This window comes from Pseudomonas sp. PsB, assembly GCF_043658375.1.
GTDB lineage: Bacteria > Pseudomonadota > Gammaproteobacteria > Pseudomonadales > Pseudomonadaceae > Aquipseudomonas > Aquipseudomonas putida_Z.
Genome location: NZ_JBIGLU010000001.1, coordinates 800433 through 815683 on the forward strand (window position 1 = coordinate 800433; position 15251 = coordinate 815683).

Genomic DNA, 15251 nt, shown 5'->3' on the forward strand with positions numbered 1-15251 from the left:
GCCTTGCTATGAATCTACCACTGGATCCTTTGAAGCACCTGAGCGCGAATGTTCAGGCCTTTCTGAAGCAACCAATGAAACTGATGATCGACAATCAGTTCGTAGAAGCTTGCGAAGGTAAGGTGTTCCCAACGTATGACCCGGCTACCAGTCAGCTGATCGCGAATGTGTCCGAAGCTGGAATCGCCGATGTGGAGGTGGCGGTCGCTTCTGCCAACCGTGCGCTGGTCGGGCCGTGGGCGAAAATGCTGCCATCTGAACGTGAGGCTGTGATTCGCAGGCTCGCCGACCTCATAGAAAAGCACGGCGATGATTTGGCCCAAATTGAGAGCCTGGATAGCGGCAAGCCTGCTGCGCAGATTCGAGCTGTGGACATCGAGCTGTCCATCGGGGCGCTTCGCTACAACGCCGGCTGGCCGACGAAGCTCCATGGCCAGACGATCCCGGTGAGCGCGCCAGATATGCACGTCTACACTCGCCGAGAGCCTCTCGGGGTCATCGCTGCAATCGTGCCGTGGAACTTCCCGCTCTGCCAGGCTTGCTTCAAACTTGCACCCGCACTGGCTGCTGGTTGCACTGTCGTGCTGAAGCCTGCAGAGCAAACGCCTCTCTCGGCGCTGTATCTCGCCAAGCTGGCAATTGAGGCGGGTCTGCCTTCTGGAGTTCTGAATGTCCTCCCAGGCTTTGGCAAGGTTGCCGGCCAGGCTCTAGTCGAACACCCAGGCATCGCGAAAATCGCTTTCACTGGCTCCGAGGCAGTTGGCAAACACATTGTCCGAACTGCGGCCAGCGACCTCAAACACGTCTCCATGGAGCTTGGGGGCAAGAACCCGAACGTAATCTTCGCCGACGCCGATCTCGATCAAGCTGCCGCAACCGCAGCAATGGCCATCTTCTTCTACTCAGGCCAAGTCTGCGCTGCGGGTTCCCGCTTGATGGTGGAGCGCAAGGTTTACGAACGCGTCCTGGAAACGGTAATGGGGGAAACCGCAAGGCTGAAAGTTGGCCACGGTCTCTCGCCAGACACCTCTCTGGGCCCACTGATCTCTGCAGATCAGTTCGCCAGGGTCAGCGGATTTGTCGAGCGCGCCAAAGCTGATGGGATCGAATGCGTCATGGGTGGCAAAAAAGCGGGTGGGGCTCTCTCTGATGGCCACTTCCTTGAGCCAACGATCCTGTTGAATGCGTCTGACAATCAGGAAGTGGTAGCCGATGAAATTTTCGGCCCCGTCCTGGTAGTTCAAACATTCGAATCGATTGACGAGCTCACCACCCGAGCGAACAACACCGGCTTTGGTCTGTCAGCTGGCGTGTGGACACGCGACGTAGGCAAGGCACATAAGGTAGCCGCAGCACTCCAGGCTGGTACAGTGTGGATCAATACTTACGGAAACTTCGATTGCGCTGCACCATGGGGTGGCTACAAGCAGTCCGGGTATGGTCGTGACAATGGCGCTGAAGGCATCGAAAAATTCCTTCAGACCAAGACAGTCTGGACGAACTGCAACTGATCCTCGAGTGACGCCGTCTACATGATGGCGTCAGCTCAGCGTAACCGTCCGGCCAACTCACCTTCCTGACCCCGACGCCAAAGGCGATGGTGTCCACCTAATTTAAGTGGACACCATTTCTAGCCTTTTAAGCGGGTCTTTCCATGCAGTCACAACGCCGTTCCTATTCAAAATCCTTCAAGGCCCAAGTTGTCCAAGAGTGCGCCCAGCCCGGCGCATCGATTGCCAGCGTCGCGCAGAAGCACAGCCTTAACGCGAACCTCGTACATAAATGGATTAGGGTACTCACGAACAAAACTATGGCGCTGCAACCTGCTTTCATTCCAGTGCCCTTGCCGCTAGCCGGAGGACATTCGCAGGCAGCTTCATCAAGTATCTGCATTGAAATCCAGCACCCGCGTGGCACCGTCAAAGTGAACTGGCCGACCGAAAGCGCTGTCGCCTGTGCCACCTTTCTGCGAGACCTGTTGGAATGATTCGGATCGATGCCATCTGGCTTGCCACCGAGCCTATGGACATGCGCGCCGGTACCGAGACCGCGCTGGCCAGGGTGATCGCGGTGTTCGGTGTGGCGAAGCCGCACTGCGCATACCTCTTCGCTAATCGCCGTGCCAACCGAATGAAAGTCTTGGTGCATGACGGTGTGGGCATTTGGCTGGCAGCGCGACGATTGAACCAAGGCAAGTTTCATTGGCCCGGCATCCGTCACGGATCGGAAGTCGAACTCGATAACGAGCAACTTCAAGCCTTGGTACTGGGTTTGCCGTGGCAGCGGGTCGGCGCAGGCAGCGCGATCACAGTGCTTTAGCCCCTGCCATTAGCCCGTCGGTTTATCGCTGTTGACGACCTGCTCTGACACAATCAGCGGCATGACTTCCTCGCCCAATCTCGACCAGATGACACCGGAACAGCTGCGCGGCTTGGCCGAACAGGCTATGCAGTTGCTGTCCCAGGTCGACTCCATGAGCCAGAAAATCCAACGCCTCGAAACGGTCAACGAGCAACTGGCTCATGAAATCGCCATCCTCAAGCGACACAAGTTCGCCAAGCGCAGCGAGCAACTGAGCCCCGACCAAGGCAGTCTGCTTGATGATCTGCTCGATACCGATATCGCAGCTATCGAAGCCGAGCTGAAGGCAGCCAATCCGCCGGCCGCACCGGCCGAGCCACGTCATAAGCCCAAGCGTGCACCACTGCCGCCGCAGTTTCCGCGAACCGTGATCCGTCACGAACCAGAGAATACTCAGTGCGTGTGCGGCTGCCAGCTTCAGCGAATCGGCGAAGACGTCAGCGAGAAGCTCGATTACACTCCGGGCGTGTTCACAGTTGAGCGGCATGTGCGTGGAAAATGGACGTGCCGTCAGTGTGAAACACTGATCCAGGCGCCTGTACCGGCCCAAGTGATCGACAAGGGCATCCCGACCGCAGGCCTTTTGGCCCACGTGATGGTGGCGAAGTTCGCCGACCATTTACCGCTGTACCGGCAGGAGAAGATTTTTGGTCGGGCCGGACTGCCCATCGCCCGTTCGACACTGGCGCAATGGATCGGACAGACCGGTGTGCAGCTCCAGCCTCTGGTCGATGCGCTGCGTGAGCATGTGTTGGCCCAGGGCGTGATCCACGCCGATGAGACCCCGGTTCAGATGCTCGCACCAGGCGAAAAGAAAACCCACCGCGCTTACGTGTGGGCCTATAGCACCACGCCTTTCTCGGCCCTAAAGGCCGTGGTCTACGACTTCAGCCCCAGCCGTGCCGGCGAACATGCGCGTAACTTCCTGGGCACGTGGAACGGTAAGCTGGTCTGCGATGACTTCGCCGGCTACAAGGCCAGCTTCGAGCTGGGCATCACCGAAATCGGCTGCATGGCCCATGCACGCCGCAAATTCTTCGACCTGCATGCAGCCAATAAAAGCCAGTTGGCGGAGCAGGCGCTTCACTCGATTGGCGGGTTGTATGAAGTCGAGCGACACGCCAAGGAAATGAGCGACGAAGCCCGCTGGCGATTACGTCAGGAAACAGCGGTGCCCATCGCTGAAAAACTGCATGAGTGGATGTTGGCCCAACGCGAACTTGTGCCCGAGGGTTCGGCCACGGCCAAGGCCCTGGATTACAGCCTTAAACGCTGGGTAGCGCTGACGCGCTACCTGGAAGATGGTGCTGTGCCCATCGACAATAACCAGATCGAGAATTTGATCCGGCCGTGGGCGCTTGGGCGCTCGAACTGGTTATTTGCCGGGTCGCTGCGCAGTGGAAAAAGGGCGGCGGCAATCATGAGCCTGATCCAGTCGGCGCGTATGAATGGGCACGATCCGTATGCCTATCTCAAGGATGTACTGATGCGGCTTCCGACACAGCGGGCGAGCGAAATCACGCAATTACTCCCGCAGCATTGGATGCTTGCCTGAGGCAGGCTAAGTGGACTTCGCCAAATAGTCAGCTCAAAGGCTGATTGGCATCAACAATTCGGAAGCGACTTTTCTCAGCATGTAGGTTTCGCGCAGAATTGACTGCCCCATCGAAGACTCGTGACGCTGCATGACGGCTTCATTGTGTGCGATGGCTTCATGCAGGTTGATCCAGACAGGCCGCATACCATTAGCGATTTCGTGGCTTTCCATTCTCACCGGCTCTAGCTGGGGCGCTACTTCGCATTGATAAAAATGCGAGGTCATGTGCATCAGATCGTACTGTGGCTTTTGGTAGGGCCGGTACTCCTCGATGTAACCGTAGTGCTGGAGCACCTGTATTTCACGAGCACCAGTCTCTTCCTCAAGCTCACGCTTCAGGCCTGCGACAATGTCCTCGTCACCATCAAGGCCGCCTCCAGGAAAGCTGAAATCGTTATAGCGCTCGGTGAACAGCAACAGGATCTGTTCACCCCGCATCACGATGCCGCGAGCTGCATGTCGACGGAATACTCTGCCCTGCTTGGATTTCAGCTCGGGGTGAACAATTTCAGTTATGAGTTGCATGTGGTCTCGTAGCGGCAAGATCAGTTAGTCATCGTCCAGGGTGGCCACGGTATTTCCTCAGTTCTGGAAATACTGTGGCCAGTGGAACTGGCTCAGCGAAGCAGCAATAAGGGTACAGTGGATGTACGCAGCATCGTCGTGGTCGTGCTGCCTATCAGAAACTGCCTGATGCGTGAGTGCCCGTACGCCCCCATGACCAAGAGGTCAATGCCGTGCTCTGCCTGATACGCATGCAGTGTGGACTCTACTTCGCCTGGGCGGATCTCGGAATGCACCAGCGAGCCGGAAGACGCAAGCGTGGTTCGTGCCTTCTCCAGCGCGTTCTGGTTGTCTTCAGAATCCGTTCCAACCATGACGATATGAATTGGCAGGCCTTCGCACAGCGGGCTTGAAGCAAGCATCTGTAAGGTCTTGTGGCCTGTTGCGCTGCCGTCAAATGCCACCATGACCGTTTCAGGTTTCCTGAAATGGCTGGTTGTAATCAGGGTGGGGCGGTGGATAGTTCGGACTATCGCTTCAATCTGGCTGCCAAGACTTTGGGCACTGCGCGTGCTGTCCTCACCGACTCTTCCAATCACCAGTAACCGAATATCGTCTTGGAGATCGCTCAGGCTCTCGACGAGATGGCCATGGCGCTGCTTCATATCAGGTGACATGGCGCCAGAGTGAACTGTTCGCTCGCGAGCTTTTTCAAGCATGTGCTGCCCATGCTCCAACGCCAGTTTTGCCCGCTGCGCATCCAGCATGGCCAACTCTTCCAGCAGATGTTCTCTGCTACCGAGACCGATATTGCCGCTGAGGTCAGCGGATGCAGGATATTTCTCCTTATCCAGCACATGAAGCAAGGTCAGGGGAGCGCTGAGTCGTTGCGAGGCCCATGCTGCGTAATCGCAGACCGCCAATGAGGATTGTGAGTTATCAATGCATGCCATTACGCGGGTCATTGTCGTTCTCCTTAGTGGCTCATGAGCTTGTCGATGGCACCGGGTTTGTCATGCACGCCGAAGCGGTCAACGATTGTCGCGCTGGCTTCATTGAGACCGAGCACTTCAACCTCAGCGCCTTCGCGTCGGAACTTGATCACGACCTTATCCAGCGCTGCGACGGCGGTGATATCCCAGAAATGCGCCTGTGTGAGATCGATGGTGACCTTGTTGAGCGCCTCCTTGAAGTCAAAAACCTCAGTGAACTTGTCCGCAGAGCTAAAGAACACCTGGCCCACGACGCGGTAAGTCCGATGCGATTTCGTCTCTTCAAGAGTGCTCTTGATATCCAGGTAGTGCCCGACCTTGTTTGCGAAGAACAGGGAGGCCAGCAGCACACCTACCAGTACGCCGTAAGCCAGATTGTGAGTGGCCACGACGACCACGACGGTCGCCACCATGACGAGGTTGGTCGACAGCGGATGCTCTTTCAGATTACGCAAGGAATCCCAGCTAAAGGTGCCGATGGACACCATGATCATCACAGCCACGAGTGCCGCCATAGGGATTTTGGAGAGCCACTCGCCAAGAAATACCACCATCAGCAGCAGGAAAACGCCGGCACACAATGTCGAGAGACGGGTGCGGCCACCAGATTTCACGTTGATGATCGACTGGCCGATCATGGCGCAACCTGCCATGCCGCCAAGCATGCCGGCAGCGATGTTGGCCACACCCTGGCCTTTGCACTCGCGGTTTTTGTTGCTGGTGGTGTCGGTAAGGTCGTCGACGATGGTCGCGGTCATCATTGATTCGAGTAGACCCACTACTGCCAACGCAGCCGAGTACGGGAAAATGATGCGCAGGGTTTCAAAATTCAGCGGAACTTCAGGCCAGAGGAAGATCGGGAGCGTATCAGGCAGTTGGCCCATGTCACCGACGGTGCGGATATCCAAACCGAGGTAAATGGCGATGGCAGTCAGCGTCAGAATGCACACCAATGGAGAGGGAATCACCTTGCCGATTTTCGGTACATACGGGAACAGGTAGATGATTCCCAGGCCCGCAGCGGTCATGGCATAGACATGCCAGGTGACATTGGTCAGCTCAGGCAATTGCGCCATAAAAATCAGAATCGCTAATGCGTTTACGAAGCCGGTGACTACCGAGCGTGAAACAAAGCGCATCAACGAGCCGAGCTTCAGGTAGCCGGCAAGGATTTGAAGTACGCCACATAGTAGCGTCGCGGCCAGCAGGTACTGGAGTCCATGCTCTTTTACCAGCGTAACCATCAGCAGTGCCATGGCGCCTGTCGCCGCCGAGATCATTCCGGGGCGCCCGCCGACAAAGGCGATGACAGCACAGATACAGAAGGAGGCGTAGAGACCGACTTTGGGATCTACCCCGGCGATGATGGAAAAGGCGATGGCTTCCGGGATCAGCGCGAGTGCGACCACCAGCCCCGCGAGCACGTCGGCACGGACGTTGGAAAACCACGTTTGTCTAAGTTTTTGCAGCATATAAATATCCAAGGCAAAGCATCGCGCACGCCAAGGGAGTGGCGAGCGAATCGATACAAATTCAAATTTTGAGGATTTTTTGCTGTGTGCTTAAGGTGTAAAACCAGGCGTACAGCAGTGAGCACCCGCGAGCGAGGCTAGCGGAAGCAGGTTGTTGCGAGGGGGCGTAGCGCTAAGGCGGCGTAGGCTGCCAGTAGATCGTTTGGAGTACAGTCATGCTGATGTTCCTGTAGCTCAAGGGGTATGCGGAGCCGAAGTATACAATGAAGCCATCGTCGATTGCGACCCGCTGGCAGGCTCTGCATGACCTACGTCAGATACAGGCTTATTCAATGGGTATACCTGCGGGCAAGGCTTTGTTTTCCACCCGTTCTTGTCCGAGCTGGTCTGTGTGCTGAGGGGTGAGTTGGCCAGACGGTTACAGCTCAGCTTCGTTGGGCACCGCTTCATCCTCTTTAGCCGACTACCAGGTCGGCTTTTTTTCAGGAGCGGCCAGGGCCCAAGCGCTTATAGAGCAGATCGATGTATGGGAAACTCTCAATGCGCTCGATCCCTTCAACCATCCGAAGCTTGTCATCGATCAGGTCGAAAAGCGCGATCCTAGATTCGCATACCACCTCGACAAACAGGTCGAATCGACCGGCGCATATGGTGATGTAAGACACCTTCTCAAAGCCGCGCAGACGGTCAGCTACGTCCTTTACCCGAACACCTGGACGTACAGTCACCGCTACCCAAGCAAGAGCTCGATTTTCCAAGTTCATTGGGCTAGTGATGGCCATAATGTTGAGCAGCCCAGATTCGAGCAAAGCATTCAAACGCCCCCGCACCTGGGACTCGGAAATATCTAAAGCGTTTGCGATGTTTTTCAATGGCGCCCGACCATCAAAGCTCAGTTCATGGACGATCTTCCTGTCCACATCGTCCATTTCCTTGCTCAAAACTCCCTGCGACTGAGCCGCAGGAGCGCGACCGAAGAACTGCGCTCTCTGGTAGAACACGCTGTAGTAAGGAAAAACCTCGATCCCTTTGACCCCCTTCAGTACAGCGACCTCATGATTGAGGACGTACTGCATGCGGGCCATGTCAGAGCAAATGATCTCCACGAAGAGCGAGAAACGACCAGTCGTGGTGACGACATAATCGACATCAGCGAGGCCTATCAGAGATTCCGCAACGTCGGAAACTGGGGAGCTGAGATCAAGGGTAATGCCCACCAAAGCCCCTGCTTGATAGCCCAGGGAAGCAGGGTCTGTCAGAGCAACGATCTGGATAACATTCTGCTCAAGGAGCTGGTGCACTCTGTTACGCACGGTGCGCTCAGAAATATCTAGCTCGCGTGCTATGGCCACAAAAGGTCGACGACCATCCTCTTGGAGGTGGGCAATAATCTCCCGGTCGGTAGCTGACAAGGGCTGCTCTGAAAGCGGGCCATGGCCATTCGGATGGAGGCGAGTTACAGCGGGCGCTTCTTTCAGATCAGCTGTATTCATGTCGATGCGGTCAAGGAGGCGAATCGTCGTATTATCCACCCCCTCCCAGTTTGGGCAAGCGTTAAACTACACCTTCAGCCGGTAAGATCTCGACAACTTCCAGGTCATACCCTGCCAAACCGATGAACTTAGCGGGAGAGCCCATGTTCCGAATTTTCTTTACCCCCAGATCCTGCAAAATCTGAGCCCCCGTGCCTAGCTCAGCATAAGTGCGGGAATGAGCCCGCTGGCATTTACGACTAGGCGTGGTTAATTGAGGCACACGCTCAAGCAAAGCTTGAGACGTTTCATGTGTGGCGAGTATCACCACTACACCATGCCCTACCGAAGCGACTTTCTCCAAAGCCCCCCATAGCGTCCAGCTACTGGGGATGGTGCATTCGGCTCCAACCAGGTCGCATAGAGGATCTATGGCATGCACTCTTACCAAAGTGGGTTCATCGCCATGTAATCGCCCCATGACCATGGCCATGTGAACACCACCCTCTATGACGTCCTCATAGGTCACCAAGCGAAAGATGCCATGTACCGTTGGTAATTCCCGCTCGCCGATACGCACAACCGTGCGCTCTGTCGTCAGGCGGTGATGGATCAGGTCAGCGATAGTTCCGATTTTGATGCCATGCCTCTCGGCGAATGCTTCAAGATCACCTCGGCGCGCCATGCTCCCATCATCGTTCATCACTTCCACAATTACGGAGGCAGGCGTCAGTCCGGCCAAGCGCGCAAGGTCACACCCCGCCTCGGTATGGCCAGCCCTTGTAAGCACACCTCCCTCACGGGCTCGTAAAGGAAAAATATGGCCAGGCTGGACTAGATCATCAGCGGTAGAGTCAGGATGCACAGCAGTCAAAACGGTGTGAGCTCGATCTGCTGCCGAGATACCCGTCGTGACACCGTGGGCGGCCTCAATCGAGACTGTAAAAGCGGTCGTGAAGGCGCCCCGATTACTGGGCACCATCTGCTCCAGGCCCAAGCGGACACAATGATCATCAGTCAGAGTAAGGCAGATGAGACCTCGCGCTTCTCGTGCCATGAAATTGATGATGTCCGGAGTACATTTTTCAGCAGCGATCAGCAGATCACCTTCGTTTTCCCGGTCTTCGTCATCCACCAGAAGGACAAGCTTGCCCTGACGAAAGTCATCGATGATTTCTTCGATTGTGTTGAAAGGCATATTGTTATTGGTCGCCTAAGAGTGGAGTACGGAGTTAACGAAGGCAGGCTTCAAATGAGCTGCGTAGCGCTTCAGATTCAAGATTGCGGCCAATGAAGACGAGCTTGCTAACACGTGGCTCGCCGTCAGCCCAAAGCCGCTGGACATCACCGTCAGCCATCGCCTGAACACCTTGAAATACGAAGCGGCGCGGCTCATTGGTAAAAGCCAAAATCCCTTTGTATCGAAGAAGGTCTTCACCGTACTCGCGCTGCAGGGTCTGGATGAACCCCATGAATCGGTCTGGTACAACTTCCTTCTCAGTCGTCAGAGAAACGCTCACAACTTCGTCATCATGACGGTGGAGAAGAATGGGCTTTGACTGCCCCCCATTTTCCAATCGAAGAGTCTCCAGGGTAAAAGACCCACGCCCGGTGAGTATGGAGACGTCCAGATCACAATGGCGTGTTCGGAAGTGTTCGGCTTGGGGGCTCAATCTGCGCAAGAGACCTTCGACGGCGTCAGCCTGGCTTCCGGTAAGCGTCTCGACTTTGTTCAGCAAGACCGTATCCGCAAACGCCAGTTGCTGGACGATCTCGGGGTGCCGCTTCCAGTAGCTTTCGATGTGTGCTCCATCGACAACACACACCACTGAATCCAATACCAGGTCGTCGTTCAAATCATCATCGAGCATGAAGGTTTGAGCTATTGGTGCTGGGTTGGCCAATCCTGTTGTCTCGATGACGAGGGCATCGAACCCACCCTTCTCGAGCAGGATTTCTAGACTGTGCAAAAGATCGCCGCGAACAGAACAGCACAGGCATCCATTGCTGAGCTGAATGACCTGCTCATCTCTGTTCTCAATCAGCTCTGAGTCGATCCCAAGCTCTGCAAATTCGTTGACGATGACTGCATAGCGCCTACCGCCAGGTGCGGTAAGCATCCGCCTGAGAAGCGTTGTCTTTCCGGCCCCCAAGTACCCGGTTAGCACAGTGACTGGGATTTTCATAGCGATGACTCCGACGGCAGATCCTGACATCTACTCCGCTCAAACAGCCGTTGAGCGACCCGTGGAAAAAGGCGTTGACAACCAATTTCTTTGCTGATTATGTATCAATTCGCTAAGAAAAAAAACAAAAGCGGAATCCCGCAGGTCGGAAATCACGTTTTCCGTAGCTAGCGAGTCTGGTGCGACGGCCAATCCGTCCTCCAGCATCCTGAGGCTCCGCGCTGGAGAAGCAACGATGATCGAAAGAGATGCGCCATCCGAGAGAATTCTCCTCGGCGGCAAGGTGATTACCATGAGCCAGGATGCTGACCAGCATGCTCAAGGTATCGTCATTCGAGGCGACCGAATTGTGAGGCTGATCCGACGCGATCAGGTTGAGCAGTTCCGCACCCCCTCCACCGTCATCACCGACCTTGGTGATCGAACCCTGATGCCAGGATTCGTGGACGTCCACGCCCATGCTGAAGTGGTATGCCGCACAACGTTCAACACCATCGATTGTCGAGCACCGGAGTGCTCTTCAATTGAAGATGTGTCCGCCTTGCTCGCCAAAGCCCGAGACGAGAAAGCCCCTGGGGAATGGATTGTCGGCCAAGGAAACCTGTTCTTTGACCGCAAGCTGCGGGAGGGACGACTCCCCACCAGAGAAGAGCTCGATTCGGTAAGCCTTGAACATCCGATAGCCATCCGCGCCGGCGGACACATCACCGTGCTGAACAGCAAAGCCCTTGAAGTCGCGGGTATAGATCGCGATTACGTACCACCAGAGTTCAGTGTCACGGGGCTTCCTATCGTTGAACGCGATGAAAACGGCGACCCAACCGGAGTGGTCAAGGAGATGGACACGTTGCTTCCTCTCCCAGGTTGCGACCGTTCAACCCTGAAAAGCGCCTTGAAAGCGGGCCTTTTCGAGTATTTTACGCGATTCGGTGTGACCACGATTGGCGAAATCTCGGAGACCGTCGAAGGCATCCAGTGCATGGACGAGATGGCATGTGAAGGTACTCTGCCGGTCGCTATGAGGGTCTACATTTGGGCGCCAGGCACTATGGAGCTGGATGAGGCATGCAACTGGCAGGAAAAAATCCAGCTCAATGCCTCTGAGCATATGATCCGCATGCAGGGGATAAAGCTGTTTGCCGATGGGGGGTTCTCCGCGAAAAGCGCTGCGGTGAGTTGCCCTTATCTGGGCCTGAATGGCCAGTGCGGAGAGATCGCATTCCCCAAATACTTTTTCCGCCGAGCTTACGAACAGTCTCAGAAAAGCGGGCTTCAACTTGCAGTCCACGCTAACGGTGACCGTGCCCAGGAGTGGCTCTGTGAACTCGTTGAGTCGATGGGCGGGGCCAGTAGTGGCCGTACCCGCATGCGTATCGAGCACGCTGGCAATTTCATGCCCCGCCAAAAGACCATGGAAGCGTGGGCTGCAGCGGGCATCATCCCTGTCCCTCAGCCGGTGTTCATCTATACCTTCGGTGAATACTTCCCCGATTACCTCGGAGACACAGGACGCATCGGTCGTTTCCCATTCAAAGACCTCCTTGCCCAAGGTTGGAAGCTTTCCGGCAGTTCGGACGTCTGGATCGGTTCTGAACGTGAAGCGACGAACCCCCTCTTCAGTGTCTGGTGCTGCGTAAAGCGTCAAACCTACTCTGGCAGCTTCATCGATCCCGAGCAGGCGATCACCTTGGAGCAGGCACTGCGCATGCATACCCTGGATGCAGCAGCCACAATGGGAGAAGAAGACATTCGAGGCAGCATCACTCCTGGGAAGCTCGCCGATATCATTGCACTGGACAGAGACCCATTTGCTGTACCAGTTGATGAACTTAGAAATATAAAAGTGGAATACGTACTCACACAAGGACGTGCGGCTCTTAACCTTACCTGTTAACTGCCAATTCAGCCGGTTGTCAAAGACCGGCCCTCACAAGAAAAGGTTGCAGGAGATAATAAAATGCGTGCTTTACCGCTCGAACTTGAACAAAGAATAGCTCTGCTCGAAGAAGAACAAAATCAAGGAGCTGATTTTGACACCGCAACATGGTTCTGGCTCATTATTCTGGGGGTTATTATCCCAGTCGCCGTGGCTGTATGGGGGTGGGCATGACTAAGCACAATGTGGCCGAAGCCGTTGCCGACACCTCGGCCTGGCCTCTGCTTCCAGCAGAACGTGTTTGGGGAAGCTGGCAACTCCTCATCGCCCTTACAACGGCAGGAGCTGCTACCTGGTGTTACATCATTGGTGAGTACGTAGGTTATTACCTTAATTTCCGTCAAGGATTTGCGGCCCTTACTGCAGGATGTATGTTCGGGATGCTGATCACCGTATTGGCAGCATTGCCCATTTGCTGCCGTTTCGGTGTTGACTCCATTGCCTCGAGCAAGCCTGCTTTTGGCACCAAGGGGTGGGTTATCCCCGCAAGCTTACAATTCCTATCCATCCTTGGCTGGAACTGTCTGCTGCTAATTTTCTTCGGAAAATCCACAGCCCAATTCTTAGTCGCCGTTGGCCTCACTACCCCCGCACACAGTGGTATCGTTGAGCCGTGCGCTACGCTCTTCGCTTGCGTCTTGGTAATGCTACTGCTACTCAGAGGTTCTGGCGGTGTAGATCGAGTTGCGAAAATTTTGGTAGCCCATGTTTTCGTTGGCCTCTGGATGCTGTACATCATCGTGAACGAGCGCTGGGACGATTTGGCGATGGCAAAGCCAGCGCAGGCCTCGGCTGACCCTGTATGGAATTTCGTGACGGGCCTGGAACTAGGCATCGCAGCATCGCTGTCTTGGTGGCCATACATAGGGGCGATGTCCCGAATGGTTCCTAACGGCAAAAAAGCCGCTGTGCCGGCGATGCTAGGGCTGGGTGGTTCAGTCGCAGCGTTGAGTTTGATTGGGGTGGCAGGTGTTCTGGTTCTGAAAGTTTCAGACCCATCAGAATGGCTTCGAACGGTAGGCGGGCCGACCTACGCCATTATCTCGTTGGCCTTCGTCACTGCAGCAAACCTGGGCACAGCAGTAGCCGGTATCTACTGCTCCGCTCTGGGCTTGCGCCACTACAAAGTATTCGAAGAGATTTCGTGGAAGGTACTCCTGGTTATAATCATCACGCCTATCGCGATTATTGGTCTGGCAATACCGAACCTGTTCTTCAATAACTTCTCTGCGTTCCTCGGCTTTATTGGAGTTGGCTTCGCTCCGCTTTGTGGCATTCAGATTACTGATTACTATCTCTTGAGGAGAGGGAAAATCAATGTGCGGGGTCTGTTTGACGAAAGCGAGCCAATCTATCGTTATTGGAAAGGCGTGAACCCGGCAGCAGTCTTGGCTATGGTTGCTGGTGTTGCATCTTATATTTACGTTCTAAACCCACTGACCTTTGCTTCCAACGCTCCATACCCGTTGATACCTGCTTCCATTTTGGCGGCGGTGGTAGCGAGCGTAGTATTCCTGCTCGTTACTCGACTCGTAGTGATTCCGTCTGGTAAAGGTGGCTACCCAAAGACTGAAAAGGTCTATCAGCCTGAAGAGCACAGTACCCCACCTATCTGAAACAAGCCCGCCAGCTAAATCTGGCGGGCATCACCTTTAATGAATCCAGGTATCGGAATGACCACACTGACAACAGAACTTTTAGACGACATCGTTGCCGCCTTCAACGAGCATGACGCCGAGAAAGTCGTTAGCTTTTTTCACACAGAAGGTGAGCTGATAAGCGCGAGCGGTGGCAATGGCCGAGGCACTCTCACGAAGGGCAGAGACGCCATTAGGGAGGCCCTCAAGGCAAGGTTCACCGCCAGCCCTGATATCCAGTGGATGGAAGGCATGAGCTGGATCGCTGCAAATCAAGCGGTGACTGAATTTCGAGTGGTCGCGACCTTGCCAGATGGTGGGAAACTGGACGTTCTGGGGTGCGACGTCTGGGAGTTTTCCGGAGATAAAATTCTCCGCAAAAACACCTACTACAAACAGTAGATCTGGTGGCCAAGCTCTACCTACTAATGAGCAGACCAGTTACGCCCTCTGGCAACCCGGATCACGAGTAGAAAAAAACGCCAGGGTTGGCGGTTTTTCAAAGTCTTGCTCGGGGTTGCCGGCTGTCCATGACGGGGTTTAGAGTGTCGTGAAGAGGTCTTTTCCTCAGAGAGGTATCGGTGCCGGATACGTACCAGATGAGGCTAACTAGAGGGCCGTCATCACGTCAAGGCGCTGTGCTTACTGCAGCCACGATTCCACGGTCTCAGCGCCATGCTCAGCTTTCCATGCCTTCAGAACGGCGTGGTTGCCGCCTTTAGTCTGCACGACTTCACCGTTGTGCGGGTTTTTGTAGACCTTCACTTCACGCGGCTTGCGAGTCGACTTCTCTTGGGCCTGGGGGGCCTGACGGCGAGTGCCTGCTTGTGGGTCAAGAATGTTGACTACCTCGCGGAGGCTGTAGCCGTACTCACCAAGCAATGCACGGAGTTTGTCTTCAAACTCCATTTCAGCCTGGATAGCGCCGTCACTTTTCATGGCTTCCAACTCAGCGAGTTGCTGGGCAAGCTGCTGCTCAAGGCGACGGAATTCTGCGAGACGAGACATTGTTAGCTTCCTAAATGGTCGGTCGTGCAAGAGTACATTCTGACCACACCGACCGCTACTCAGAAACGAGCGAAGCAATAATGCTA

At 55.2% G+C, this 15251-nt stretch carries 15 protein-coding genes; 8 read left to right on the forward strand and 7 right to left on the reverse strand.

Annotated features, from left to right (window positions below; translation table 11 throughout):
* Positions 1–8: 8 nt before the first annotated feature.
* The 4 genes from ACGLHT_RS03660 to tnpC all read left to right on the forward strand — a co-directional run bounded on the left by ACGLHT_RS03660 (position 9) and on the right by tnpC (position 3916).
* Positions 9–1511: an aldehyde dehydrogenase family protein gene (locus ACGLHT_RS03660; RefSeq protein WP_054572132.1), complete on the forward strand. Its 1503-nt coding sequence runs from the start codon at positions 9–11 to the stop codon at positions 1509–1511.
* A gap of 143 nt (positions 1512–1654) precedes the next feature.
* Positions 1655–1987 carry an IS66-like element accessory protein TnpA gene (gene tnpA, locus ACGLHT_RS03665; RefSeq protein WP_009684096.1) on the forward strand — a complete coding sequence of 111 codons (333 nt, stop codon included), beginning with the start codon at positions 1655–1657 and terminating at the stop codon, positions 1985–1987.
* Positions 1984–2319 (forward strand): IS66 family insertion sequence element accessory protein TnpB, encoded by a 336-nt coding sequence (gene tnpB / locus ACGLHT_RS03670; protein ID WP_009684097.1) that lies wholly within the window; start codon positions 1984–1986, stop codon positions 2317–2319. The genes tnpA and tnpB overlap by 4 nt, the downstream gene beginning before the upstream one ends.
* 61 nt (positions 2320–2380) lie before the next feature.
* Positions 2381–3916 carry an IS66 family transposase gene (tnpC, locus tag ACGLHT_RS03675; RefSeq protein ID WP_009684098.1) on the forward strand — a complete coding sequence of 512 codons (1536 nt, stop codon included), beginning with the start codon at positions 2381–2383 and terminating at the stop codon, positions 3914–3916.
* A 33-nt stretch (positions 3917–3949) separates the two neighbouring features.
* Here the strand turns inward: tnpC and ACGLHT_RS03680 are convergent, their stop codons facing one another.
* From ACGLHT_RS03680 to ACGLHT_RS03705, 6 genes are all read right to left on the reverse strand, one after another.
* Complete coding sequence (locus ACGLHT_RS03680) at positions 3950–4483, reverse strand: NUDIX hydrolase (RefSeq protein ID WP_009684099.1); 534 nt, start codon at positions 4481–4483, stop codon at positions 3950–3952.
* Positions 4484–4575: 92 nt separating this feature from the next.
* Entirely contained in the window at positions 4576–5427 is an 852-nt protein-coding gene (locus ACGLHT_RS03685; protein WP_012316922.1) for a universal stress protein, read from the reverse strand.
* Positions 5428–5438: 11 nt separating this feature from the next.
* Positions 5439–6926: a SulP family inorganic anion transporter gene (locus tag ACGLHT_RS03690; protein ID WP_009684101.1), complete on the reverse strand. Its 1488-nt coding sequence runs from the start codon at positions 6924–6926 to the stop codon at positions 5439–5441.
* Positions 6927–7408: 482 nt separating this feature from the next.
* Positions 7409–8458, reverse strand: coding sequence for an Lrp/AsnC family transcriptional regulator (locus tag ACGLHT_RS03695; protein ID WP_054572131.1), 1050 nt, complete (start codon positions 8456–8458; stop codon positions 7409–7411).
* A 22-nt stretch (positions 8459–8480) separates the two neighbouring features.
* Complete coding sequence (gene ribBA / locus ACGLHT_RS03700; protein WP_054572130.1) at positions 8481–9596, reverse strand: bifunctional 3,4-dihydroxy-2-butanone-4-phosphate synthase/GTP cyclohydrolase II; 1116 nt, start codon at positions 9594–9596, stop codon at positions 8481–8483.
* A 34-nt stretch (positions 9597–9630) separates the two neighbouring features.
* The gene (locus tag ACGLHT_RS03705) at positions 9631–10584 is read right to left on the reverse strand and encodes a GTP-binding protein (protein ID WP_054572129.1); all 954 of its coding nucleotides are present in this window, start codon (positions 10582–10584) and stop codon (positions 9631–9633) included.
* A 235-nt stretch (positions 10585–10819) separates the two neighbouring features.
* Between ACGLHT_RS03705 and ACGLHT_RS03710 the strand changes: the two genes are divergently transcribed.
* The 4 genes from ACGLHT_RS03710 (at position 10820) to ACGLHT_RS03725 (ending at position 14559) form a co-directional block, all read left to right on the forward strand.
* On the forward strand, positions 10820–12478 hold the full coding sequence (locus ACGLHT_RS03710; RefSeq protein WP_054572128.1) for an amidohydrolase: 1659 nt from the start codon (positions 10820–10822) through the stop codon (positions 12476–12478).
* Positions 12479–12541: 63 nt separating this feature from the next.
* Positions 12542–12694 (forward strand): hypothetical protein, encoded by a 153-nt coding sequence (locus tag ACGLHT_RS03715; RefSeq protein ID WP_155738420.1) that lies wholly within the window; start codon positions 12542–12544, stop codon positions 12692–12694.
* On the forward strand, positions 12691–14136 hold the full coding sequence (locus ACGLHT_RS03720; RefSeq protein ID WP_081013923.1) for a cytosine permease: 1446 nt from the start codon (positions 12691–12693) through the stop codon (positions 14134–14136). Before ACGLHT_RS03715 ends, ACGLHT_RS03720 begins: the two co-directional genes overlap by 4 nt.
* Before the next feature lie 57 nt (positions 14137–14193).
* The gene (locus tag ACGLHT_RS03725; protein WP_054572126.1) at positions 14194–14559 is read left to right on the forward strand and encodes a nuclear transport factor 2 family protein; all 366 of its coding nucleotides are present in this window, start codon (positions 14194–14196) and stop codon (positions 14557–14559) included.
* Between the two features lie 240 nt (positions 14560–14799).
* On the opposite strand, the gene ACGLHT_RS03730 is transcribed toward ACGLHT_RS03725, so the two are convergent.
* Positions 14800–15165, reverse strand: coding sequence for a histone-like nucleoid-structuring protein, MvaT/MvaU family (locus ACGLHT_RS03730; protein WP_054572125.1), 366 nt, complete (start codon positions 15163–15165; stop codon positions 14800–14802).
* Between the last annotated feature and the right edge of the window lie 86 nt (positions 15166–15251).

What these genes read in the sequence shown, in the direction of transcription:
- ACGLHT_RS03730 (WP_054572125.1), bottom strand. Translation starts at nt 15,165, where the DNA reads ATGTCTCGTCTCGCAGAATTCCGTCGCCTTGAGCAGCAGCTTGCCCAG.
- ACGLHT_RS03690 (WP_009684101.1), bottom strand. Translation starts at nt 6,926, where the DNA reads ATGCTGCAAAAACTTAGACAAACGTGGTTTTCCAACGTCCGTGCCGAC.
- ribBA (WP_054572130.1), bottom strand. Translation starts at nt 9,596, where the DNA reads ATGCCTTTCAACACAATCGAAGAAATCATCGATGACTTTCGTCAGGGC.
- ACGLHT_RS03660 (WP_054572132.1), top strand. Translation starts at nt 9, where the DNA reads ATGAATCTACCACTGGATCCTTTGAAGCACCTGAGCGCGAATGTTCAG.
- ACGLHT_RS03685 (WP_012316922.1), bottom strand. Translation starts at nt 5,427, where the DNA reads ATGACCCGCGTAATGGCATGCATTGATAACTCACAATCCTCATTGGCG.
- tnpB (WP_009684097.1), top strand. Translation starts at nt 1,984, where the DNA reads ATGATTCGGATCGATGCCATCTGGCTTGCCACCGAGCCTATGGACATG.
- ACGLHT_RS03715 (WP_155738420.1), top strand. Translation starts at nt 12,542, where the DNA reads ATGCGTGCTTTACCGCTCGAACTTGAACAAAGAATAGCTCTGCTCGAA.
- ACGLHT_RS03720 (WP_081013923.1), top strand. Translation starts at nt 12,691, where the DNA reads ATGACTAAGCACAATGTGGCCGAAGCCGTTGCCGACACCTCGGCCTGG.
- ACGLHT_RS03725 (WP_054572126.1), top strand. Translation starts at nt 14,194, where the DNA reads ATGACCACACTGACAACAGAACTTTTAGACGACATCGTTGCCGCCTTC.
- ACGLHT_RS03680 (WP_009684099.1), bottom strand. Translation starts at nt 4,483, where the DNA reads ATGCAACTCATAACTGAAATTGTTCACCCCGAGCTGAAATCCAAGCAG.
- ACGLHT_RS03710 (WP_054572128.1), top strand. Translation starts at nt 10,820, where the DNA reads ATGATCGAAAGAGATGCGCCATCCGAGAGAATTCTCCTCGGCGGCAAG.
- ACGLHT_RS03705 (WP_054572129.1), bottom strand. Translation starts at nt 10,584, where the DNA reads ATGAAAATCCCAGTCACTGTGCTAACCGGGTACTTGGGGGCCGGAAAG.
- tnpA (WP_009684096.1), top strand. Translation starts at nt 1,655, where the DNA reads ATGCAGTCACAACGCCGTTCCTATTCAAAATCCTTCAAGGCCCAAGTT.
- tnpC (WP_009684098.1), top strand. Translation starts at nt 2,381, where the DNA reads ATGACTTCCTCGCCCAATCTCGACCAGATGACACCGGAACAGCTGCGC.